Consider the following 23,126-nt stretch of genomic DNA (forward strand, 5'->3'; position numbering starts at 1 on the left):
AAAAGTTCTATATAAGCTCAACACCTATCATCACCCACTCTATTTTTTCTAGTTATCAAATTCCGAACAAAGCCTTAATCCATAAACGATTGCACCTTTTTTCGTTCGCTTACGAGTCATACCTGCTCCGTCTAAGCCAATATTGAAGTCAGCCTTACTGCGTGTGTATTCGCCCGAACGCATACAAAACGCACGATAAGCCGCATACAGCTCTCCTGATTTTTCTGTAAAGGTCTTATCCACTTCGCAACACTCACTCAAAAAATGTCCGACCCAATCGTTGCTTTCCTTATATTCAGCCATTGCATCTAATACCTTTTTTGGTAAATCAATGTGGTAATTTTTCGCAATCACTTCTTTTGCTCCGTCCAATATCCAAGTTAAAACAGATCCACCTGCTTGTTCAAACAAGTAATCGGCATAGTTCTTAATCTCACTCTTACCCTCAATTTTCGCCAAGAACGGAATCACAATCAGTCTTCGCCACGTCCCCTCATCAATCGCCCCGACCTTTGGCAAATGATTGGTGTAGAGAACCAAGGTATGTGTCGGCACGTACTTGAACGGATCTTTGTATTTCTTCTCAGCTGAAATTTCATCGGTCGAACACAATTGTTTAATATTGGATGTGTTCAGTCGCATTCCCTCTTCCAACTCTGCTGCGATTAACAATCGTTTCCCTTTTGCCTCGGCAAGCTCTGGTTTCACGTTTCTTCGCACTTGACTGGTCAGGATATCTGCAGAAATACTCCCACTGTAATTGCCTAGCACTCGACTAATCACATTCCAAAAAGTCGATTTGCCATTTCGACCCTCACCATACGAGATGATGAGTGCCTCAACATAGACTTTTCCGATAGCGACCAATCCCACAATTTTCTGCACGTAAGCAATCAATTCTTCATCACCACAAAAAATGGTATTGAGTGTGTCCTGCCAAAGTGCTTGATTGTTAACACTAGGGTCAACCTCCGTTTGCTTGGTAATGTAATCAAGCGAATCATGTGCTTGCTTTTTCCCTATTCTTAGGTCAATCGTGTGACTGGGGGTATTGAGTAAAAACTCGTTCTTATCCAGAATACGCTGTTCAATCTCTAACATGGGTTTGGACTCATTCAAGGCATTCACGATATAGCGAGAATCTCTCCGCTTGATTGCATATTTCTTGTACTGTTGTGCCTCCTCGTACTTCTCAAAGGAGCATTGTTGGACTTTGTTAAACAAGCCTTGTGCCTTTTTCACAACGACACTGACAAGTAAGTCAAATGCCCCATTTTGTAACATCTCTTTCTTCGCTTTTTCAATTTCGTTTTCAGCCTCCTCGAGTTGCCTGAACGTCAATTCTTGTTCAATGCCTTGTGCCTTGGGTTCAGATTCTTCCCAAAAACTGCCGTTGTACACGAGAAACTTGGTGGAAGGAGAATATCTCAATTTATGTGCATACTCCCTCGCAAGCACAGTGGCTTGACCGACATCCGAATAATCAGTCGGTTTCAACAAACACTCGACATTGTACTGCTCTGGTGGAATGTAATCTGGCGAGGTGGCGATTTTCTTCCCAAACGATACAGCCGATTTCCAAATCAAAGCCAGTTCCTCTTCAGGTAGCGTAGGTACGCACTTTTCTGCTGCTAATTTTAGAAATTGAGCTTTGTTCGATTCTGTGTTGCCATATCTTTTGATGAGTTTCCCTGCCAATTGACTCATGGCATTGTTACGATTCCCCTCTGTGATTTGATGACTGCCTTTGTCCCATTCGGCAAATAAATCTTGGTGGAGAAAATCTACAATCGTCAAATTACCCTCGTACATCTCTACTTGTGTATTATCTGTTCCGAAAATCAACCTCGCGCTATCTAGTGCATTCTCATCAAAGTAAGGAAAACTTGCTTGAATTTCCTTTTTCAAGTTTCCATACGTTTTACTATCTGAAATCGGCTCAATCGGAAAATACACATGAAATCGTGGACGAGCGGATTGTTTGCCTTTTTGCTTGTTGTGATTACGAGAGTAACTCACCCAAAAACAAACCTCTGGAAAAGCAAGTGCCACTTCAAGCGGAGTGACCCAGTCGCTTGTTTTCTCCGAGTGTGTATTGTCACAATCCAACACCACCACATCTGACTGGAGAAAATTGTCTGACTTACGATAGTGATTTCGATATTCGGCACTCACATGGTCAAAAGCAATCGCAGATTCTAAGGTTTGTGTGTCGCAAACCCTTGCTTTTACTGTAAATCGTGTCGTGCTTGCTTGTCCTTTAGAATTAGAACGATACAATGTGAAAGGTTTCATGCGACACCTCGTTCAATGAGCGGCAGAATCCCCTCTTCTTTAAGCAAGTTATAGATAAACAATCGTCCTTTTTGTGTCCAGTAGGTGTGTGGACGTGTGTGCGTTGCACCGTCACTTCCAGCATAAGTTTGAACTTTTGTGCTGGTATAACCTTGTTCGGCATGATCTTGATAAAGGAGCCAAATTTTCCCTTGTTTGTACTGAACTTTCTTTTGTTTCAAGAATTTGTTCATTCTGGTCGCACTCCACCCATAATCTTTGGAAATAGTAGAGATTGCGACTAAATCTTTACAATTTAGTACCACGTCATAATAAGTTGCTTTCGGTTGTAGTTCGGAGATTTGTTGGGTTTGAAGAGCAACTTGTTCAGACAGTAATTGAACTTTGCGTTTTTGAATTTGTAATGCTCTCTCCACCACCATTTCTGGATTGTTCCATTGCCTTTCCACTTCTAGAAAATACTGTCGAGCTTGTTTTCCTTTGTCGTTGCGTTGAATCATGGAGATTTCCTTCGCCATTTCAATTTTCAACGCATGGTCAATAACAGCTTTAAAACCGCCATTTGGCATTTGGACATTTTTGTCCAAACATGAATAATCAACATTTTCAATAAAACCATATTCGGTCATCCGTCCGAACCACTTCGCATAAGGTGTTTCAATTTCGAGAAACGAATGTAGTTCTCGTCCACTAACCAACTGTTCATCTTTTTCATTGGTTGTTACTTTAATTAGTTCGTTCATTTTCTTTACCTCAATCTTTCTTATAAAAATTACATTCATAACCTTCTGCTCTCATGGGCAGTCCTTTTGCCCAATCTGGCATTTGGCACATGATGTTGTTAATCGTTTCAACTTGTATATCTTTTGGCACTTCCAGAATGACTTCATCATGAACGCTCGCCACAATGTTATATTCTCGAAGAACTTGCATGGCATAGGCAAGAATATCCCTTGCGACTGCTTGCGTAATATTCTCCACAAACTTCGGTCCATAAGAATTGATTCTCTCCCACTTTCTAGCAAGTCCGATTCCCTCATATGTGACACACTCGCCACCGAACTTGTTCTCACCAATCCTTGGTTTGACGTACGCAAGTTTTCTACCTGACGGCAAAGTAATAAAGAGAATACCACTTTGATAGTGAAAAGATAAATTACGTAAACGGACACTGGAGCGTGTTTTGACTACTTGTTTCACTGCACGGTCTACAGCCCACCAAAACTGAACAATATGGGGATTGGCATTTCGCCATGCATCCACCGTTGGTTTCAATTCTTCCTCTTTCATGCCAAGACTGGTTGCACCAAAGGCATTTAATGCTCCAACTGCCCCACCATACCCACAAGCAAGAGTTGCAATCTTCGATTTTTGGCGTAACTCGGAATGCTTATCGACTGTTCCTTCTTTTGCGCCAAACATACGTTCTGCATTTTTGATATACAAATCTTCCCTATTCGCATAAGCATTGACGACCCATGTTTCACCTGATAACCACGCAAGTACAATTGCCTCAATGGAGCTAAAATCGGAAACGATAAATTTGTAATTTTCTTTAGGAACAAACGCTGTACGAATGAGCTGTGCCAAAACTTCTGGAACGTTATCATACAAGAGATGAATTGCCTCAACGTTTCCTTGTTTGACGAGCGTTCGCACTTCAGCCAAATCAGAAATGGTATTTCGGTATAAATTTTGGAGCTGAATCAATCGTCCACTCCAGCGACCAGTTCGGTTTGCACCGTAAAACATAAACATTCCTCTCGCTCTATGATCACTTCCTGCCACCGAAAGCATAGTTTGATACTTCTTCACAGATGACTTTGCGAGTTGTTGCCGAAGGAGCAAGACTTGTTTGAGTTTCTCGTCTATCTTAGAGTCGAGGAGTTCGGTTACTGTCTCTTTTCCAAGACTTTCCACCTCTAAACCTTGTCCTTTCAACCACTCACGCATTTGTAGGACACTGTTTGGATTTTCTAAGCCCGTGAGATTTTTCAACTCGTCCAAAATCGCTTGTTTACTGGTTTTATCAAGCTCTACTGCTTGTTTTACAAATTCTAAGTCAATCAAAATCCCTCGATCATTGATTTCTTGGTCAAGATGATACTCTGCCCAAAGTTCCTCTGTAACTGGAAATTTTGATAGTTGTTTTTGAATCTCAAGTTCCACTTCCACATCTCGCTTGTTGTAGGATTTGAATGTTTCCCACTTTGCTTTATCGTGATTCGGTAAGTTACGTATACGTCCCCCATTTACTTTGGTGGGTATACACGGAACGCAAAAATAGCGAATGAGATTTTTACCCTCGGATAATTTCTGTTTGTCTAAGCCAAGGACAGCACCTACTCCCTCAAGAGAAAGTGGCAAGCCCAATGTCGCAGACGAAACCATGGTGCAACGCCATGACTTCGGATTGAGGTATTGTCCAGTCGGCATACCTAGAAATTTTGATAAACAAATGCGTTCAAAATTAGCATTAAAGGCATATTTTAGAACGGTGTCATCTGACAGAGCTGAATACACTTCTTCTGGAATTTCTTCTCCGTTTGCTACATCAATGACTTGTACTTCTCCACCGTCTATTGAATAAGCGAAAAGTAAAATCTCAAATTCATCACATTCTGCATAACGGTAAGTGCCACATTTGCTTAAGTTGACACTCGAATACGATTCAATATCTAAGGATAATGTTTTCAAATTCCCCCTCCTCGCAAGTAGTAGAGCGAAATACTCTACTACTCACTTTTCTATTTTCTACGCTAAAAACTCGTCATCTTGCACAGTCGAAAAATCATTCTCTGCCGATACTCGACTTCCGAGTGGTTCTCCATCTTTTATCTTCTGCAAGTTATTCAACCCACAAGCAATTCCTTTATTTCCTTGAGCGTTATAGGCGTAAAATGAAATACTTGCACGACCATAAACTCCGCTGTAAACTTCACTTGGATCAAGAATTGGTTGGAGATTGCTATCGACAATCCCTGGTTTTGTGGTCGCATTGGCATTAAGGAAATAACTATTCGCATATGCTTCATCATCTGGACGTTCCACATCTCCGTCACGAAGTGGTGTTTTGAGTGTCGCAAGTTTCGGCACAGATTTTCCATTACCACGAAGTTTCGCCTCACCCAAAACATAAGCCACTTGTGTTGCTTTTTCGATTGCCTCAATCGTTGTGGTATCCGACTTTGGAATAATGAGTGACACCGAGAATTTCGGTGTGCCACCATTGATAGATTTTGCCTCTAGCACATTGACGTAAGACCAACGTGTGTTTGTTCCTGTGATCACTTTTGTTTGATTTTCTGTAATTGACATTTATTTGTCCTCCGTATGTTTAAATTCTTCTCGAGCAGTCGTTATTTTGACTGCTGTTCGTTTGTCTGTTTTGGGAACTAGCGTGAGTTTCCCTTTGGGTTTGATAATGAAATCGCCAAGCAACTCCTCAAAGTTTTTCTTTGTGAGCAATTTGGTCATTGCCGTAACACCGAGTAACTTTTGTTCATAAGGATTAAATCCTGCATTCTCAACCGCCTTTGCGACTTCTTCCTCGTTAGCGTATTTCCGTACAGCACGACCCTCGACTAATTTCCAATCATTCCATGTCTTGCCTGCAAGTGCTTGCTTAAGAGCATACTCCTTGATGTCCGTTGCCCAATTGACCAAATCATCTACTTTAGATAGAATGTTTTCTATTTCATCATATGTTAGTAAATTGGCTTGTTGGAACTCATACTTGGCAAGTGCCATATTCTGTTCAGCTCGTGCTTTACAGACTTGTTTGGCAGGGCAAAAGTTACACCATTTGCCACATTGAAAAGCACCATCGCCTTGGTAAGCTAAGTCTGCTTTAGGTCGCAAAACCTCCTCTGCCCATTGGTAAAGTGCTTCTTTCGTGAGTTCGTAGGTAGAAATATTTTCTCGTCTGGGTTGAAAAATCGTCATCTTGACTTTTTGAATGTCGTAAATTCCGTCAAACAAGTTCAATGCTCCTAAGGCATAGCACATCATTTGTGGATTTTCATGAGCTTCAACCAACACACCCAAACCGTACTTCAGATCAATCACCGTTAATGTTTCATCATCGATAATCAAGCAATCTCCAGTGCCAAATCCCTCTGGCACGTAATTAGAAAAATCCAGTTTTTGTTCAACAATGACAATTGGGTCTTTCGTGACTTCTTTTGCTTTAGCGAGTTCTTCCATAACAAACGTGACATACGCAGTCGTGCATTCTTCCATTTCTTCATCGTAAAATTCAAAAGTAGAAATAGGATTTTCTGCTTCATTGCCCAGTGCTCGCTGAAGTTTGTACTCACACAAGGCATGAACTTCTGTTCCTTGTTTGGCATATTCGCTTGTTGTATTCTCAAACTGCTCTCCCAATCGTGCAGAAGGTGTGCAGTGAATCCACCGATTGCTTGAGGAGGCAGAAAGCAAGGCGTGATTAGTCATGAGATAATTCCTCCGCTAAGAGCATGATTTCTTCGTAATCCTGTGGGTTCACATCACTCAATTTTTCAGCATCAAATCGTTGGATAATGGATTTGATTTGTGCTGTGAACCCCTCTTGACTTTTGCGAGCAAGGACACCTCGGACTTCTTCTAAAGTGACAGATTGTTTGGTTGTTTTTTCCTCTTTGACTTTAGGTTTTTCCGATTGCATCGCCAAACATAGTTCTTGCAAACTAGCGCCTAACGCTTGCACGTCTTGTGCGACTTGTAATAATAATTTTGTCCGTGACATTTTCAATCTCCTTTCTTCACTTCGTGAACTTCCACGTTTTCCACCGACTGACCTGGTGCTAAAACCAAGACTTCCAACTTCTCGCCGATAAACCATTTCAGTAGTTTCTTCGGCAGCTTAAGCGTTGCACCTTTAAGCACTTGTTCTTTGTCACCTTTGTTATCGGTAACATTGATTAACACTCTGTGTTTTAACTTCATGTTGATTGCCTCCTTTCGCTTGTATTTGTTCAGGATTAACTCCCTTACACATTACAGGCGAACTAAAACGGAGAAAGTAAACCCCTCCCCGTAATTTTTTAGAATAATTTTTTGAGTCGAGCATAAATTTTATTTAATCGATTTTGAACAGCCTGCTTTGTTATTCCAAGTTCTGCTGCAATATCAGTTTGTGATACTTTTTCATAGAAAATTTTTTGAATTAGCCAACGCTGATTATCTGTTAACTTAGTGAGTACTTCTTCCAAACGTTCTATCCTTGGGTCAAATGAATTTTTAGATTCTTCTTCCAAATAAGCTTGGTAATAAAAGTTATTTTTATCATCGGCATGACTCTCAGCTTCAAAAGCATTAATAGAGAACGTTTGTACCATCGGAAACTCTCTCTTAACTGCGTCTTGCACGACATCCTTTGTTGGTTCAATCCCGTGATGGTCATGTTTGAACTGTTCAATATACCTAGGAATCCACGCACGGATTCTTGCTTTTTCTTTGTTGGTACGAATACCGTGATAAGCCTTCATCGTGTAATAAACATCTTGGTCATCTATTTGATGTAACTCATAAATATCAAGTTCAGATACACCGTGCTCTCCTGGTTTCAACTCATCAACTACTTCCCCATTGGCATCAATGTACTTGTAGGTGCCACGTTTCTCTTTTGGCGTTTTTTTCACTTTAGTCATCGCTGACCCTCCGTTTTTTCTGTTCACACAGAACAGAGAGACTTTGATTTGAAGCCAATCTACCGATATTTAGAGCACTTAAAAAAAGCCACACTGAAATAGACGGTAAGAGCCACAAAATTTGAAAATGAGCGTAATTAGGCATAGTCGTGCCTTTTGCTTATTTCAAATTCAGCTAGTCTTTCCGTTCTTTCAGCCGGCTTATGAGAACGATGTTTTTTATGAAAGTTAATTTAGGACAATTTGGATGCCTAGATAGGTTAGACAATGTCTATGTACCAAAGTTTCAAAGTCTGATATAATAGTTATTATGAGTTAGTGGGAATAAGACTAATTTGCCATTCCACTTAACCATTCTCAGGGAACAAAAAATGCCTGTAGAATAACTTTCTACAGACAATCATGAAGTTTCCGATTATTTATTAAATAGTTTCTAAGGTTACTAAGGTTATTAATTTTGAGGATTTTGCAAGGAGGCTAACCATTAATGACTAACAACATTCCAAAATTGTGTGGCGGAACATTTCTGACTTTGCTCCTACAAGCAGTCAAACCACACAATAGATCACACGTCACAATCAAGGGTGAAAAGGTACGTTTATCAAACACCAACGTCTTACGAGCACTAATACAAGTTTTCGACCCGACAAGCTACTTACCTGACGACAAATCGTTCAATACCATGACATCAAAGTATAAGAATTGTAATAAGATTGGCGATGCAAATTTTCGATATGACGACAGCACTGTCATATCCGCATTCAATCAGGAGGTACTTGAAAACTATAATTCTCCACTCGTGCGTATGACTGAATTTGCAGAAACGTACCTCAATATTGAAACTCCAGCCAAATATGCATGGTTGGTTCGTGCCATCCTTGAATTACTATCTGAAGATACCACTATCACAGATGATGCTTTCTTCTATATCGGAGATAATAGGAGTGCTTCAACTAAAAAACAACTGATTTCAACCTCTGATATTTCACTTGAACCATTTTTGCTTGGAGTTTGGCACTTTATCATCATGAATCGTCCCGATAACATAGTCGGAAAATCAACCGTTGCTAGGTGGCATGCCGCACCTAGCAACCCTAATGCTCAAAGAGATTTTACGAGCGAAATTGGAAAAGGATACCGTTGTGACTTAAATGTATCAAGATTAACAGAGATTCCCGATTTGGAAGATAATATTGAGCAACCTGAAGTTGAAATTATTGAGCCTGAAATCATCAATAGGAAACATGAGTCTAAGGATGGAGCTAATCCCTCTAACAATCAAAGTCAAAATCAACCCGTTAATATATTCAATCAATTTGGTAATGGCAACACCCAAATTGGTAGTGTTGGAACATTCATTAATAAGTAGGTGATAAAGCGATATGAACGATAATCAATTACAAATCCAAGGACAAGGTGAAGCACTCTTTCCGACACAAAATTCTTTTACCCAAACAGGTGACAAGAACCTTCAAGTGGTTCATGCTGATATAGTCGAAAATCATAAACATGAGACAATGGTCATCAATACGGGAACTGCAAAAGAAGCCCAAGCGATGACAAATGTAGCAACATCTGGTATGAACCACGATTTCTACAATTTAATCGTCTGGGGTAGCGATGAAATCAGTGATAACTATGTCACAATTGACAAATCTCGTGCCCTGACTGAATACATGACAGAATCTGTCTTTGCAGCCTTTACGCCACTAACAGCTAATAAACTGAGCGAGGTTTTCCGTATGCCAACCATCATCACAAGTGAAAACCACTATTACGGCTATACCGATGATGACCATATGGCTAAGTATGGTTTGATTACTGATATTCGAGAGGTTTCGAGTGGTTTCAGGATTTACTTCAATAAGCTGAATGAAATACCCCAACAACGTCTAAACGAGTTATCCGAAGAATTAGACCTGTGGTCCACAACACACTTCACAGAATTCAATCGTTCGCATTGGTCGATTAAAAATATCGATCTTGTGACAGAATTAAAGAAAGCTGGCATACCAGTGCTATCAATGTGATTGGAGGAATTACAATGGATGAAAACAATCAAGAAAATATGGCCGTTGAGAAATGGGTGAACCTTGAGGATATTGCTGAATACCTAAGTGTCAGCAAAGATACAATTCGAATCTGGCTACGTCATGGGAAACTCCCTATTCATCGAGCTGGCAAACGGTACAAATTCAAAATTTCAGAAGTAGATGAGTGGTTACGTGAAGGCAAAATGACCAATTGATTGGAGGGATATGCGTGCAGAAAATACCAGCACCTATTGCGGAAATTACTTTAAACGAGGCGACATTTCACAATGAGTTTTTTCAACCAACACTGATAAACTACCTATATGGTAAAAACGGTGTTGGTAAATCGACTATTGGTAGGGTTATCAAAAGTGATTCAGGTCTTATCTGGAATTCAAACCATACGATGACTGATTTTTCCATACTTGTTTACAACGAGGATTTCATCAAACGTAACTTTTCGAGCTATGATAATCTGGCTGGAGTTTTTACAATTGGTGAAGACGATATCAGTGTTCGTGAAGAAATTGAGGCAAAGTCTGCTGAACGACAATTGCTTCTTAACCAGCACAAATCAATCAAGGAAAGTATCCAGAAGAAAACTGATGAGCGTAACTCTATTGAACAAGCCTTTAAGAGAGCCGTCTTTGAGTCTTCAGCTGACTTCAGGAACTACTTTATAGATGCGATGCAAGGAAAGCGTGGTAAGCCAGACGTGTTTGTCCCTGAATTGCTAAAACAAACTAATGCCGTGAAACACGACCTCAACGAATTGAAGATGTTGTATGATACGGCTTTCGATAAATCGTCAGTCGCCTACCCTGAACTAAGGAAAGTGGACAAAAGCTTACTAAGCACTTCACCATTACTTGAAAAATCAATCGTCAGTAGTAGCAACTCTACTTTCGCTGAATTTGTTAAAAGATACCAAACGAGCGATTGGGTTCGACATGGTCATGACCACTTCAAAAACACTGACGGTCACTGCCCATATTGCCAACAAGTGTTGCCGAATAATTTTGAGGAACAAATCTCATCTATTTTTGACGACCAGTACCAATCAGACTTAAATGCTGTTAAGTCGTTCAAACAGAGTTATAAACACAATCTCTCATCACTAATTGACACCTTGAATACTAATACCTCAACGATGTATTCAAAGCTGAACCTGACGGAGTATCTCGATAAACTTGAACTCCTTAAATCGGTGGCTAATGAAAACCTCAAGACAATTGAGGACAAGCTCAACGAACCAAGTTCAATCGTCAAATTACGTGATACCGACTCAATCATTGATGAAATCAATGGTTTGATTGCCGATTTCAACCAACAAATCAAAACCAACAATGATATTGTCGCTGGAAAAAATGACAAGAAAAAAGAGTGCATCAAACAACTCTGGGAGTTAATTTATGACACACTCAAACCGCAGGTTGATGCTTATCATACTAACGTAGCTACTTTCGATGATGAGATAGCTACCCTCAACCAGCAGTTATCTGATATTGTTACTCAGGGGAAAGACGTTTCCGCAAAACTTGCGGAACTCAATAAACAAAGCATCAACACAACCGATGCGATTGACAGCATGAATATCCTGCTCAGTGATTCAGGCTTTCAAGGTTTTTCCATTCGTTCCAAGGATGGTGAAAATAATGTCTATGAGGTTATTCGGCAAGATGGTCGAGTTGCAGAAAACCTAAGCGAAGGTGAGCGAAACTTCATTGCCTTTCTCTATTTCTATCATCTGGTTCACGGGAGCCCAACTGACGATGGGACGAACAGGGACAAAATAGTCGTCATCGATGACCCAGTGTCAAGTATGGATAGTGGTGCGTTATTCATTGTAAGTGCTCTTGTTCGTGGCATGGTTGGTATTTGCCGTAACAATGCGAGCTTAAACAAACAAAATAACATCTCTCAAGAGAATTACATTAAGCAAATTTTCGTTCTAACCCACAACACTTACTTTCACAACGAAGTCACTAGCAATATGGATAGATACTGGGATTCTGTATCATTCTTCCTCATCAGTAAATTAGACAATCATTCTCACGTCAAACTGTGTTACCGAGAAGAAAACGATTTGCAGGGAAATCCGAAACATTACAATGTTGACCCAGTTCAAAACGGTTATCACGCATTATGGACTGAATTAAAGGATTTGAGCAGATTACAAAATGTTTCACCAGTTTCTGTTACTCACGTGATTCACCAGATATTGGATCACTACTTCATTCAAATGTGCTGTTACGATGGGAATTCCATTCGAGATAGAATTTTAGTAGATAACAAGCAGAAATTCCAGAAACTGGATGACGAAGGCAACGAAATTATCGATGAACGCTACTATCTGATACAATCAATGCTGTCCTATCTTGCTACCACGAAGAATACTATCTCGGATGCTCATTTCATAGATGAAGCAATGGATCCACAAACTTGTTTACGAGTGTTCAAAGAAATCTTTGAAATCATGGAACAAAATCAGCACTACACTATGATGATGGGCGGAACTTTATAGATATATTCTCCGCCCATTTGATTTTACCGTTTGTCAAAAAAATAATAAGGGAGGTTTCACAATGGTAACAATAAGCAAAGATAATCAATTAAAAAACGAATCAGGCAAAGCGTCTAACGAACTAATCGGTAGTATGCTCACTGATTTACAAAACCAATTTCCAAATGATATTTTAATCCAAGAAAAATATGCTATCGGTTATCCTGGTCAAAAAGAGCAATTTAAAATGGACTACCAAATATCATTCCCAAATCTAAGCTACGAACGTTGGTTGATAAAATCAACAAATTCAATTAGAGAACGAATCTATGGTGTCGAATTTTTTGCTCAGAACATAAGGAACATTGATAAAAAAGCAAGTAATATTTTTGTTGTTGTCCCTAACTCTATTTCGAATGGTGAAAAAAGAAATGTTACGAACTATGATTCTAAAACCAAAGCAAATGATTATACTTCTTTTTTGGATGGGGTTATATTTGTAAGCACATTAAGGGAAAAAATCTTAGCTCACATTTCAAAAAATACCTCTCAAGGAATAAAATCGAACATATTAGGTAAAGATGCTGAAGTTGAAATTGTTAAGTTGTTGAATAATGTGAATAACCGTAAGCTTTGGAATGATTATTCAAACTACCAAAAAACGATAAAATCTTCAACCTTTGATATTTACAAAGAAATTCTGTCAACAGCCGGATTAACATTTGGCAAACATCTAATTTCAAATGTTGTTGCAACAGACAGTATCCCAAAACTAAACATAGATGGTCAGAAAAAAGGATATCCAAAAACAGATGTATCTTTTAAAGTAACATCAGACAAAGGCGAAAGCTCACATACCATTAGTGTCAAAAACACAGAAGCAAAAATGGTAACTGTTCACGAGGGACGCGTTTCAGATCTAATAACAGCACTACAGATAAAAGTAGATTCCGAACTTGCTACTGCATTACGCCAATTTGAAATAGGAGGTAGTAAAAAATATCTTGAAGATAAGTATCCTGAGTTATTATCTGTAATGAATAACCAACTAAGAAAATATAACAATACTCTGACTAAATTTTTCTTTTTTGGCGACAATAGCCCCTTAGTCTATGATCCAATTCAAATTGCTGATATGATTCTTTATACAAAGAATTTTTCTATATGGACAAAACAGGATTATGTAGAGTATTACAATAACTCATATTCAAATTGTGGGCAATTTGGGACTCCTTTTTCATGGACATATCCAAGCAAAAAAAGAGGAAAGAAAATTCAAGTAAAAGGATTTACTAATAATTAAAAAATTCCCGATGTCCAAATCTGTCAGGACATCGGGAATTTTTTCTATACGTAGGTCAAATCAGTAATTGGTTTCATTTTATTTTCAGCTTTTATTAAAGTCTCTTTCATTGTATCCGCTACTGCTCTCATCATAGGCACAGCAACAGAATTACCAAATTGACGATACATTTGAGTTCTAGAAACCGGGACAACAAAATCATCAGGAAAACCCATCAATCGTTTTGCTTCAAGCTCGCTAAACAATCGGACTCCTGTATCCCCATCCTTCACAAAAGTTCCTGTCAAGCGTTGTATTTTATGATAACTTGCAACTAAAGTGTTAACTTGAATATCACTATCAAAATCGACTAACTGCGGCTTTCCATCATCCTTCTTGAATAGGTAACTATTCTGAAGATGCTTTGAAATTGTATAGCCTTTAGGATTTTTTTCTAAAATACTAGAAATCGGAACTTTCACGTTTGAATTGCCATTCGGAAACTCAAAATCCGTAATACATAAATCTGGTCTAAAACCTACAATCACTACTCGTTCTCTCCTTTGCGGAAGACCAAAATTTTGAGCATCAAGAACTTTATGAAAAGTATTATAACCAAGTTCTCCACTCAATTTTTCCATAATGACATTAAATGTATTACCGTTATCATTTGTTAGTAGCCCCTTTACGTTTTCAAGTAAAAACATTTTGGGTTGCTTCTCCTTCAGTATCCTCAAAACATCAAAGAATAACGTTCCTTGAGTTTCGTGAGAAAACCCTTCTCGTTTCCCAATATTACTAAATGGTTGGCATGGAAACCCTGCTAATAAGACATCATGATTAGGTATATCTTTTGAATTGATTTTAGTTATATCCCCATATGGAATTTCTCCATAGTTTGCTTCATAAGTTTTTGCTGCATACTTATCCCATTCTGAACTGAATACACAGGTTGTATTTGAGTCCTCAAAACCCTTTCTAATTCCACCAATACCGGCAAAAAGATCAATAAAGGTTAGCTGATTATTTTTTTGTGTTGTACACTCAACAATTTGATCATTCATATAAATTGATTTACTTTTATCAATTTTAGACATTTGCATACCCTCACGTAATTTATATAGACCAATCTGTATTAATTCAACACATTTTTGACTAAAATTATTACAATCATTAACTTCAGTTGACATTATTTCTTGATAAATATCATCAGTTAAATAAATATTTCTAGGATGTTTTTTTTGTGAGTCAGGCACGTTCTTTCTACCTGCACCTTTTCGATTTCCTCCACGCATATCATCACCTCTTCCAAACAACATACGGAAATTTTACCATATTTTTTTTGATTTTTCAATTTTATAAATCAAAAACAGCGGATAAAATCTTCACCTACTAATCTATCATTTCAAAACACATACTATAATTATGATGAATAGAGAAAAAGCGAGGTGGCTGAAAAACTACATATTTTTAAAAAATAATATATTTTAACCTTCATGATTAAGTGATTTTTGAATTTGATTTTCTCTAAAAAGGCACTTTTCAACAATCTCAAAAAAAGATTTTGAAAGTAGGTTTGTTGCCTTTCAGGCTATTATTTTGCATTAACCATGTCTTGATTGTTAACTTTTTCAAATTCAAATTGATTTTTGAAACTATAAACCAATCGCAACACTTTGATATGATGATGAAACAATAGTAATCAATTTTGAAAACTGATATAATTATTTTAGTCACTAATCAATAAGGGATGGAAAAATCTGAGCTAGGTAAGCATGCCAATATCAGCCCAGCCTCGATTGCAAAACTTGGCAAAGGAAAAAACATCACGGCTGATGTTTTACTCAGAATCTGCGATACACTTGATTGTGACGTCGAGGATATAATGGAAACGGTGGAAATACCATAAAATCAATATTCAAACTCCTGAGACAAGAACAGCATTCCTCAATGACGATGTAGAAAAAAACTAAAGGAGAGAAATATTTTGACACCATTAATGAGTTTTTGGCCAAGTATATTTGATAAAATAGTTGATCAGATAAAACTGATTGAATATCGGAGAACATTTCCTAAAGAATGCAGTTATGCTTATATGTATGTCAGCAAACCCGTAAAAGCTGTTTCAGCAATCATTTACTTCGGACAAAAACATGCTCTTACAGACTGGAAACTAGAATATTCAAACAACGTTTCAGTATCCGAAAGAATCGATCACTATTTATCAGATTATAGATATGGAATGGAAATAATTGGAGTTCAAAAAATCAAGCCAATTAGTCTCGAAGATCTCAGAGCTAACGTTAATCGCTTTGTTGCGCCACAATCATATCTACTATTGGAAAACAATCAAGAATTACGTAACTATTTAGAAAAGCATACTGTGAAAGTTGGCGAATTAATTCGAAATGATTTAACTACCGCTTTTCCTGAACACATTTGCAAACAATATTAATAACTCAAGGAGGTAATATGCTTACAATTGAACAAATAATTGAAATAAGAAAATCAAAACTACATGATAGAGGTTACGAAATCGTTTTTCCCGAAGATAAGATTATTTGGCTAACCAAAAGACGTACCATTGCTGGGCTATTAATATTAATCAAATACCATACTGCCTCAGAGGCTGATTTGGTAGGTGCGAATAATCGTCTTCAAACTATAAAAAAGATCTTGAATGGAAAAATAGATTCAAGCTGGATCCAAGACAGATACGGTGATGCAAATAAACCATTCAGCGAACTTTGGACTGAAGAAGGATTCTCAGTCGTTCATGCAGAAGGATTACAAGGAAATCGACAATACGTCTTAGATCCTGAAGACCATGAAAAACTTTTTAACATTAATGCAAAATCATCAAGACTTCAATTAAGTGTACAAGACAAAAACAATATTCTTCGCCTTCAGGGTGGAAAGTGCAATTTTTGTGGTTCTTATTTGTTTACTAAAAATTCAATTAATAAATACACCTTTTCTAAAGACCGAGTTACCTTAGAATTTGATCATCGTATTCCAATTGATAGAGGTGGGGAAAATATATTTGAAAATTATCAGGCACTTTGCCATTACTGCAATAAAAGCAAACGACAAATGTGTTTTGTTTGTACGGAAACCTGCTCAGACTCTTGCGCTTTAGTTAACCCTTCGAATTCACATATTGTACTAGCTACTGGTGAAGACATTTCAGATCGATTAACCAATTAAATAAAAAAGTAGCCGTATTAATCAAGGTACGGCTACTTTAATATCATCACATACCGATTTTATCACCGGGGGACAGACAGCGTTAGCTAATTGTTTTATGCTGTCCGTTCTTGATACAGGGAAATCAAAATCATCTGGAAATCCCATAATTCTTCGCATTTCAATTAAATTAAAGTGCCTTCTTTCTTTCGACAAAACAGGAATCATTGCACCTCCACCACTGTTGCTAACAGCAAAAGTAGGAAATGGTTCATCAAGCGAATATGCTCTAATTCCACTCGATCGGATTTGAAAAACGCAATCATTTAAGTCGCAATTGTTTGCGATTCTCTCTAATTTTTTTCTTGTTTTTGGAAGAGGAAACGTAATGTCATTTTCTGATTTTTTATTTGTGTATAAATCAACATACTCTTGCCACTTCGCAGTAATTGGTATTGAGTAATCACCAAGTTTTAAATAGTTCCGAAGGGGCGTTTTAGCAGTCTTTTTTTCAGTAAATTTAAAATCTATTTCCGCTTTATTATCGTTTCTGAAACAAACAATATAGACACGTGGCCGACTTTGTGGAACCCCAAAATAAGTACTATCCAATATCTGTGAGAAGAACGAGTATCCAGCATCTTCTATTGACTTTTGGATTACTCTATATGTCCTACCTTTATCATGTCTTACTAAATTTGGAACATTTTCAAAAAATAATATTTTAGGTTTCTTCACTTTGACAATTTCCATTAGTTTAAAAAAAACAGTTCCTCTATCGTCTTCAAATCCTAAATTTTTTCCTGCTTGAGAAAACGGCTGACACGGAAAACCCGCACACATCATATCAAAATCCGGAATTTTATGCGGTTCGATTGAGAACACATCTCTTGAATTGAATTTACGCCCAAAATTTGACTCGAATGTCTTCTCGCATGAGTCATTCAACTCATTGGAATAAACTAATTCCGCATCCAATTTTGATTTCTCGATTCCTATAGAAAAACCTCCAATCCCAGTGCAAAATTCAGCATATTTAATCATTTTTTCTGTCTCCCATTATATTTTCAACACATAAAAGTTCGGCTACTCCGCACTCAAATAATAAACAAAGTTTTTCAATCGTATCATAGTCTATCCTAGTCGCCTTTTCATTGTATAAATTTGAGATCGTTGTCCTAGAAAGTTTAGTCTGCTCATGAACATCCTGAATACTTAATCTACGCTCACCCATCAAAGTAGATAATTTACATTTCATACTTCATCCTCCTTGAGATAACCAATATATTGTTTATTATAACTAATATATTGGTTATAATCAAGGGAGATTCTAAACTGCGTAATCTTTTACTCTTCTTCTAATTTTCAAGTATTTCCTCAATCATCGGTTCTAACCCTTGAGCCAAAAGCTTTTCAATCATTCTTTGAGCGCTAAACCGATTTACATCTTTCGCAACATATCTCAAAATTTTAGCAGCTATTTCATTTATGGTAAACGAGAACGGCGGTTGTTCTACTAAAACGTCATCAGCAAAACTTGCAAACGGATCAAACGCAGCAAATTCGCCTCCGGCGGCTTCATCATAACCACTCTCAATAGATTGGATCACATGTTGTGCGTGTTTCTCATCAATTTTCATAAATTTCAGAAGTGCCTCTGAAAAACCTTCACCTCGGCTATTTTTCAAACTTTCGCACATTTTATCTTTTGGCATTTCATAAATATAACTCTCGATATCATCGTCAAATTGTCTATCTAAAATTTTCTTCGCAACTAATTGTAGTCGTTCTTTATCTGAGTGGTATTTGATGCTTCTTTCTAAGTGAGCCTTCATCTGTTCAGCATCATCATAACGATAAATTGAGTTTTCATTTGTTGCTTTCTCGGCAATACTCCTAAATTGATGTGCCACATTCAGAGGACTTCCATTCATAATGAAATTTATAATACGCCCTAAAGAATAGATGTCACTACGTTTATCACCGTCTTTCAAGAGCATGAACTGTTCAGGAGCACAATACCAATATTGACCCACAGCTGCTGTTGTCATAGTCTGATGCGAGGAAAAAATATTCAAATCTTTTCCCAAACCAAAATCAGCTATTTTTACCACCCCTCGAACAACAAATATGTTTGTAGGGCTCAAATCACGGTGCACAATATTTCGAGAATGTACTTCTGACATCACATCCATAATTTGAGAGATAAGCGTTACTTTTGAACTCTCATTCAGATTATTTTCTTTAACGAATTCAGCCAACGTTGTCTCAGCCCGTTCCATTCGGTAACTATATGTATCTTCGTCAAAATCAATAACCTTTATTATCATCGAAATATCTTGAAGTGATTCAGTGATTTTGTACTCGCGTTTAAATCGGCTCTTAATACCTGTATTGACTAAAAAATCATCCTTTAACTTTTTTATGATATATCCCGTTGATAGTTGAAGGTATACATTCGCAAAACCTCCAGCCCCAATAAATTTCAAATCTTCATCAATTCTCGCTAAATGATATTGCCCATTTTTACTTGAAAGCATGAAGCTATATGGACGTAATAGATGATTGAATCCCTGAAAGATTTCTTGGGCCCTAGCGACAGCTTCTACTTCTGAGATTTTTAATTCACTTAGGATATATTCTTTACTTAAAATGATATTGAAGAACTTATCAATTTGATGATTGTTCAGTAGGTCGACTAAATGATCATAGACGTACCTCCACCGACTAGGGAAGCCTTGTGCATAGGTGTCACCTACACCAAAGTATTGATTGAAAAAGGTAACTAGTTCAGAGCCAGATTTATATTTAAACCATGGTTCTGAGTCGCCTATAAACACATTTGAAGCCTCTTTCAAAGCGTTGCTATCTAACATAAGCATCCCCTCCTCACTCATCGCTTAGCCGAATAGGCATAAACCGATTTGTTTCTATCGTAAATGGGCGAGCTACAACCATAAAATCCCAAGGCATCAACTTTAACATATTATCAATATGGTTAAGCGAAATAAGTTCAACAACGGTACTGTTGACGAATATTACATACTTCAACTCATCCTGATAATTTGCAATAAACGATAGCATCTCCCTATCTCGGCTCAGCCTATAATCCTGGTGATGTTGCGCATCCCTAATAGGCATTTGAAAACCAGATTTAACATCTCGATAAATGTCTTCCATCATTTCCAATGCAAAGTCAGAGTATTGAATGAAGAAAATACCAGTTTTACAATCAACTCTATATTTTCTCAAACTACTTATGTGGCTTTCCCAATTTTTTAGAAATGATTTTTTGAAATCAGAATATGAGTGTGAAGGGTACTTGAAATCTAGGCTTGCGCTATCCGTAATTTCGCCACTTACTATTTTTGATTTGATATCAGTAACTTTTGCGTTATACCCACTTTTCAATTTTAGGTACTCAGCTCCTTTTCGCGTCTCCTTCGATGATGTCACCTGAAAGTGCTCAATAAATCCACCTTTAAAGACAAAATCCGGAAACTTACTTGATTCACTATTTGGCACAGCCAAATCAAGTATGGACTCCATCTTTTGAATATCTTCAATTGAGAAACCATATTTGTCTGCACTACAAAAATGTTGTCGCACCATGTTGATTATTTTGAGTTCTTTATCTCCGTGTGACATTGGCCCACCTCCCATTCTTTTTAATTTGAAGTATTACGATTATTCACTCGCATCAAGCCCTTAATCCCTTAATTATAACACCGTCAGAGATATATTTCATTATCCTTTTGAATGATTACACCCCATCACATCCCCTGAAAATCGGTCGGTCTCCCCTAGACAGAAAAGAGCTAAATAAAAAGGCGTCCCAATTATGAAAACGAGTGAAAAGCCCTAGTAGCAAGCCATTTAAAGTCTGTTTATTTGTATCAATCACTACCCGTAATTGTATTTATCGGAACATCAATTTTAGCCCTCGCAATCATCGTATCCCCAATTAACGCATAGCATTCGACATAGTGATTCCTGTTGAAAGATGTGTGCTCATTTTTCCTCATACTCCCAACTACAATTTGTCCACGTTCATTATTGCGTCTCCGAGCCTCATACCCCGTATTTCGTACCTTCCAGTACCACGTCACATTTGATAGCAACGAACGTGGTATGTCATGCGATGATATATCAAACTGTAGTTGTTTGTTTGCTTTCAAAGCCCAATGCCTTGCCAAGAATTCGGTCAGCAATTTTGGCCTAAATCCTGGCTGAGTTATCATACACTCCAATTTTAAGTTGTAGCGAATATCTACGTTGAACTTGTTTTCTGCAAACTCTTCGTAAGGAGCAGCATACTGTGCTTTCGCAGTTTCTTTAGCAAATCCACGACCAAACAGTTCTCTATAGGCATCAGTCAACTCATCTTCAGAATCTAAGTCCTTCAGCTTATTAAAAGCTTTTTTTGCCTTTTTGATAAACTTACCATTATCATCATTGGAAATTTGTTGATTGCTTCCTAGCGCATACCAGTAGCTCCTATCCGCATCTTCTTCTGAAAGGAATTCAAACAAAGCGTTCCATAATCAGAGAACGCCACCGTCTTTCTGGAGTCATCTGCATCAATAAATTTCTTGACCAAAGTATCAATGAGTAGTCCCTTGAACTTAAAGCCGATATTATTTTTCCACTTTCTTAGTAACTGACAAAAATAAACGTAATGATAATTGGTTTCATCTGATATTTCTTTACCGGCTTCTTGCTCTGGAATAGGTTTCGTTATTTTCCAAGAGCCTCCTCCGTTTGAATCTGGGTATTTATAATTCCTATCACTCTCTTCAAATCCAGGCACCAACTCAACAACACCATCGCCAAAGGAAACAACAACTACCTGTCCATCTCCTTTTATATCCGTTCTAGAGTATAGTCCTTGAAGTTCTCTCTTGATTTCCTGCAAAAGAGCCGACTGACCATTGGTTTCATAGTCATCAAACTTTTTGTAAATATCTTGTGGTAATGAAAAAATACAGTCCCAATCGCTGACGCCATGAATGGCAGTATCTCTGCCAACACTACCGACAACAATCATATGATCCCGGTTTGATGTTGAATCATAATATTTTTTATTCAGTCGCTTAGTTATCGCCTCTAAGCGTGTAATCCATTTTTCTGCTTCTTCAGACGTGATTTGAATGTCACTGCAGTAATCTTTGAATTCTTTTGATAAGCCCAATTATTTATTTTCCTCCTTCAATTCCATCAATTTTTCGGGAATGAAGTACTGGTAATCTTCTGAGTAATCGTTATCCTTGCATTCCTTGATAAGTTCGGACGACTTATTTACAACGTGTTTAGGAACATTAAGTAAGTCATCATTATATTGCATTCGTAGCTCAATCAGATCGTCATACTTCGAGTTGATATTTTCAATTTCATCGGTTTGAAACTGCACAGCGGATAATAACATTCTTGCTTGTTCACGCAGTTTCCAAAAATTATTGGCATCCTGTTTTTCTTTGATTGCTATCTTTCCCAAATCCATGGCCTTATCAAATCCGTTTACTGCTAATGTTATGAAAGAAACTACCGCCACAGCGAGGTTAAATCCAAAACTGCCTTTTCCCAGAACAATCGCAATTAATCCAGAAGCTGTAATCGCTGACGATACTACCTGAACCACTTTCAAAACATTGGACCAAAAAAACAGTCTATCTGATTGAACAATATGTATTTTATGAGTCCATCCTACATTCACGATAAAGTCCTTCAAGTCACCATGAAGTTTTTCTCTTAAATCCAAAACAATCGCCTCCTTCACTCTTGTATATACCGAATATCTTTTAATTATAACACGAAAATCCAGCTGTGTCAGGCTTTCCTACAAGTGTACTTAGAGTAAAAAATCCATCGTGTTGGATAATCCGTGGTTGCACATCAATCTTGATAAATTCCTTATGCCTTTCCATGTTCTGTCTCCAATCGACCGATAAGAGGTTCATAATAATTCAGCAACCTTACAATCGCCGAGGTGCGTTCATGAGTAGTTATGACTTTTGCATGATGCAAATAATCGGCCATCATCTTTGATAGTCAATAGTCCATTTCTGATTTTTTGATTTCTTCAACTTCACTCAACTATTCCAGATTCATTTGACTGCGATTGCCAGTCAGACCATTTGTTCGACAAAATGACTTTATCGAATCAACCGACACTCCTT

Annotated in this window: 24 protein-coding genes; 8 read left to right on the forward strand and 16 right to left on the reverse strand. The window is 37.7% G+C overall.

Features of this window, described 5'->3' with window-relative positions:
- Positions 1-48: 48 nt before the first annotated feature.
- The 8 genes from B5D30_RS09425 to B5D30_RS09455 all read right to left on the reverse strand — a co-directional run bounded on the left by B5D30_RS09425 (position 49) and on the right by B5D30_RS09455 (position 7,946).
- Complete coding sequence (locus B5D30_RS09425; RefSeq protein WP_078807821.1) at positions 49-2,295, reverse strand: phage/plasmid primase, P4 family; 2,247 nt, start codon at positions 2,293-2,295, stop codon at positions 49-51.
- Positions 2,292-3,038, reverse strand: coding sequence for a phage antirepressor KilAC domain-containing protein (locus tag B5D30_RS09430; RefSeq protein ID WP_078807855.1), 747 nt, complete (start codon positions 3,036-3,038; stop codon positions 2,292-2,294). The genes B5D30_RS09425 and B5D30_RS09430 overlap by 4 nt, the downstream gene beginning before the upstream one ends.
- Positions 3,039-3,048: 10 nt before the next feature.
- On the reverse strand, positions 3,049-4,992 hold the full coding sequence (locus B5D30_RS09435; protein WP_078807822.1) for a DNA polymerase: 1,944 nt from the start codon (positions 4,990-4,992) through the stop codon (positions 3,049-3,051).
- 57 nt (positions 4,993-5,049) lie between these two features.
- The gene (locus B5D30_RS13975; RefSeq protein WP_200806726.1) at positions 5,050-5,613 is read right to left on the reverse strand and encodes a DUF2815 family protein; all 564 of its coding nucleotides are present in this window, start codon (positions 5,611-5,613) and stop codon (positions 5,050-5,052) included.
- The gene (locus B5D30_RS09440; RefSeq protein ID WP_200806727.1) at positions 5,614-6,750 is read right to left on the reverse strand and encodes a DUF2800 domain-containing protein; all 1,137 of its coding nucleotides are present in this window, start codon (positions 6,748-6,750) and stop codon (positions 5,614-5,616) included.
- Positions 6,743-7,042: a hypothetical protein gene (locus B5D30_RS09445; RefSeq protein WP_078807823.1), complete on the reverse strand. Its 300-nt coding sequence runs from the start codon at positions 7,040-7,042 to the stop codon at positions 6,743-6,745. Before B5D30_RS09445 ends, B5D30_RS09440 begins: the two co-directional genes overlap by 8 nt.
- Positions 7,043-7,044: 2 nt before the next feature.
- Positions 7,045-7,242, reverse strand: a complete 198-nt coding sequence (locus B5D30_RS09450; protein WP_078807824.1) for a hypothetical protein — start codon at positions 7,240-7,242, stop codon at positions 7,045-7,047.
- Positions 7,243-7,340: 98 nt separating this feature from the next.
- Positions 7,341-7,946, reverse strand: a complete 606-nt coding sequence (locus B5D30_RS09455) for an RNA polymerase sigma factor (protein WP_078807825.1) — start codon at positions 7,944-7,946, stop codon at positions 7,341-7,343.
- Between the two features lie 487 nt (positions 7,947-8,433).
- On the opposite strand from B5D30_RS09455, the gene B5D30_RS09460 reads away from it, so the two are divergent.
- The 5 genes from B5D30_RS09460 to B5D30_RS09480 all read left to right on the forward strand — a co-directional run bounded on the left by B5D30_RS09460 (position 8,434) and on the right by B5D30_RS09480 (position 13,785).
- Entirely contained in the window at positions 8,434-9,315 is an 882-nt protein-coding gene (locus B5D30_RS09460; RefSeq protein WP_078807826.1) for a hypothetical protein, read from the forward strand.
- A 13-nt stretch (positions 9,316-9,328) separates the two neighbouring features.
- A complete protein-coding gene (locus tag B5D30_RS09465) occupies positions 9,329-9,976 on the forward strand; it encodes a hypothetical protein (protein WP_078807827.1) in 648 nt (215 codons plus the stop codon).
- 14 nt (positions 9,977-9,990) lie between these two features.
- Complete coding sequence (locus B5D30_RS09470; RefSeq protein WP_078807828.1) at positions 9,991-10,194, forward strand: helix-turn-helix domain-containing protein; 204 nt, start codon at positions 9,991-9,993, stop codon at positions 10,192-10,194.
- Positions 10,195-10,208: 14 nt separating this feature from the next.
- Positions 10,209-12,503, forward strand: coding sequence for an AAA family ATPase (locus tag B5D30_RS09475; RefSeq protein WP_159443281.1), 2,295 nt, complete (start codon positions 10,209-10,211; stop codon positions 12,501-12,503).
- Between the two features lie 61 nt (positions 12,504-12,564).
- Positions 12,565-13,785 carry an MspI family type II restriction endonuclease gene (locus B5D30_RS09480; protein WP_234984651.1) on the forward strand — a complete coding sequence of 407 codons (1,221 nt, stop codon included), beginning with the start codon at positions 12,565-12,567 and terminating at the stop codon, positions 13,783-13,785.
- Positions 13,786-13,829: 44 nt separating this feature from the next.
- Here the strand turns inward: B5D30_RS09480 and dcm (B5D30_RS09485) are convergent, their stop codons facing one another.
- Complete coding sequence (dcm, locus tag B5D30_RS09485; RefSeq protein ID WP_078807830.1) at positions 13,830-15,059, reverse strand: DNA cytosine methyltransferase; 1,230 nt, start codon at positions 15,057-15,059, stop codon at positions 13,830-13,832.
- A gap of 455 nt (positions 15,060-15,514) precedes the next feature.
- On the opposite strand from dcm (B5D30_RS09485), the gene B5D30_RS09490 reads away from it, so the two are divergent.
- From B5D30_RS09490 to B5D30_RS09500, 3 genes are all read left to right on the forward strand, one after another.
- Positions 15,515-15,673 carry a helix-turn-helix domain-containing protein gene (locus tag B5D30_RS09490; protein WP_078807831.1) on the forward strand — a complete coding sequence of 53 codons (159 nt, stop codon included), beginning with the start codon at positions 15,515-15,517 and terminating at the stop codon, positions 15,671-15,673.
- A gap of 78 nt (positions 15,674-15,751) precedes the next feature.
- Entirely contained in the window at positions 15,752-16,219 is a 468-nt protein-coding gene (locus B5D30_RS09495; protein ID WP_078807832.1) for a hypothetical protein, read from the forward strand.
- 17 nt (positions 16,220-16,236) lie between these two features.
- Positions 16,237-16,971: an HNH endonuclease gene (locus B5D30_RS09500; RefSeq protein WP_078807833.1), complete on the forward strand. Its 735-nt coding sequence runs from the start codon at positions 16,237-16,239 to the stop codon at positions 16,969-16,971.
- Positions 16,972-16,992: 21 nt separating this feature from the next.
- On the opposite strand, the gene dcm (B5D30_RS09505) is transcribed toward B5D30_RS09500, so the two are convergent.
- From dcm (B5D30_RS09505) to B5D30_RS09530, 7 genes are all read right to left on the reverse strand, one after another.
- Complete coding sequence (dcm, locus tag B5D30_RS09505) at positions 16,993-17,994, reverse strand: DNA (cytosine-5-)-methyltransferase (protein ID WP_078807834.1); 1,002 nt, start codon at positions 17,992-17,994, stop codon at positions 16,993-16,995.
- The gene (locus B5D30_RS09510) at positions 17,987-18,208 is read right to left on the reverse strand and encodes a helix-turn-helix domain-containing protein (RefSeq protein WP_078807835.1); all 222 of its coding nucleotides are present in this window, start codon (positions 18,206-18,208) and stop codon (positions 17,987-17,989) included. The genes dcm (B5D30_RS09505) and B5D30_RS09510 overlap by 8 nt, the downstream gene beginning before the upstream one ends.
- A 100-nt stretch (positions 18,209-18,308) precedes the next feature.
- Positions 18,309-19,826 carry a protein kinase domain-containing protein gene (locus B5D30_RS09515; RefSeq protein WP_078807836.1) on the reverse strand — a complete coding sequence of 506 codons (1,518 nt, stop codon included), beginning with the start codon at positions 19,824-19,826 and terminating at the stop codon, positions 18,309-18,311.
- Between the two features lie 13 nt (positions 19,827-19,839).
- Positions 19,840-20,598, reverse strand: a complete 759-nt coding sequence (locus B5D30_RS09520; RefSeq protein ID WP_078807837.1) for a hypothetical protein — start codon at positions 20,596-20,598, stop codon at positions 19,840-19,842.
- Positions 20,599-20,846: 248 nt separating this feature from the next.
- Positions 20,847-21,482, reverse strand: coding sequence for a nucleotide-binding domain-containing protein (locus B5D30_RS14100; RefSeq protein ID WP_234984652.1), 636 nt, complete (start codon positions 21,480-21,482; stop codon positions 20,847-20,849).
- Positions 21,428-22,141, reverse strand: a complete 714-nt coding sequence (locus tag B5D30_RS14105; protein WP_234984653.1) for an SMODS domain-containing nucleotidyltransferase — start codon at positions 22,139-22,141, stop codon at positions 21,428-21,430. The genes B5D30_RS14100 and B5D30_RS14105 overlap by 55 nt, the downstream gene beginning before the upstream one ends.
- Positions 22,142-22,708, reverse strand: a complete 567-nt coding sequence (locus B5D30_RS09530) for an SLATT domain-containing protein (protein ID WP_078807838.1) — start codon at positions 22,706-22,708, stop codon at positions 22,142-22,144.
- Positions 22,709-23,126: the final 418 nt, after the last annotated feature.

This window comes from Pilibacter termitis, from assembly GCF_900167335.1.
Lineage (GTDB): Bacteria > Bacillota > Bacilli > Lactobacillales > Streptococcaceae > Pilibacter > Pilibacter termitis.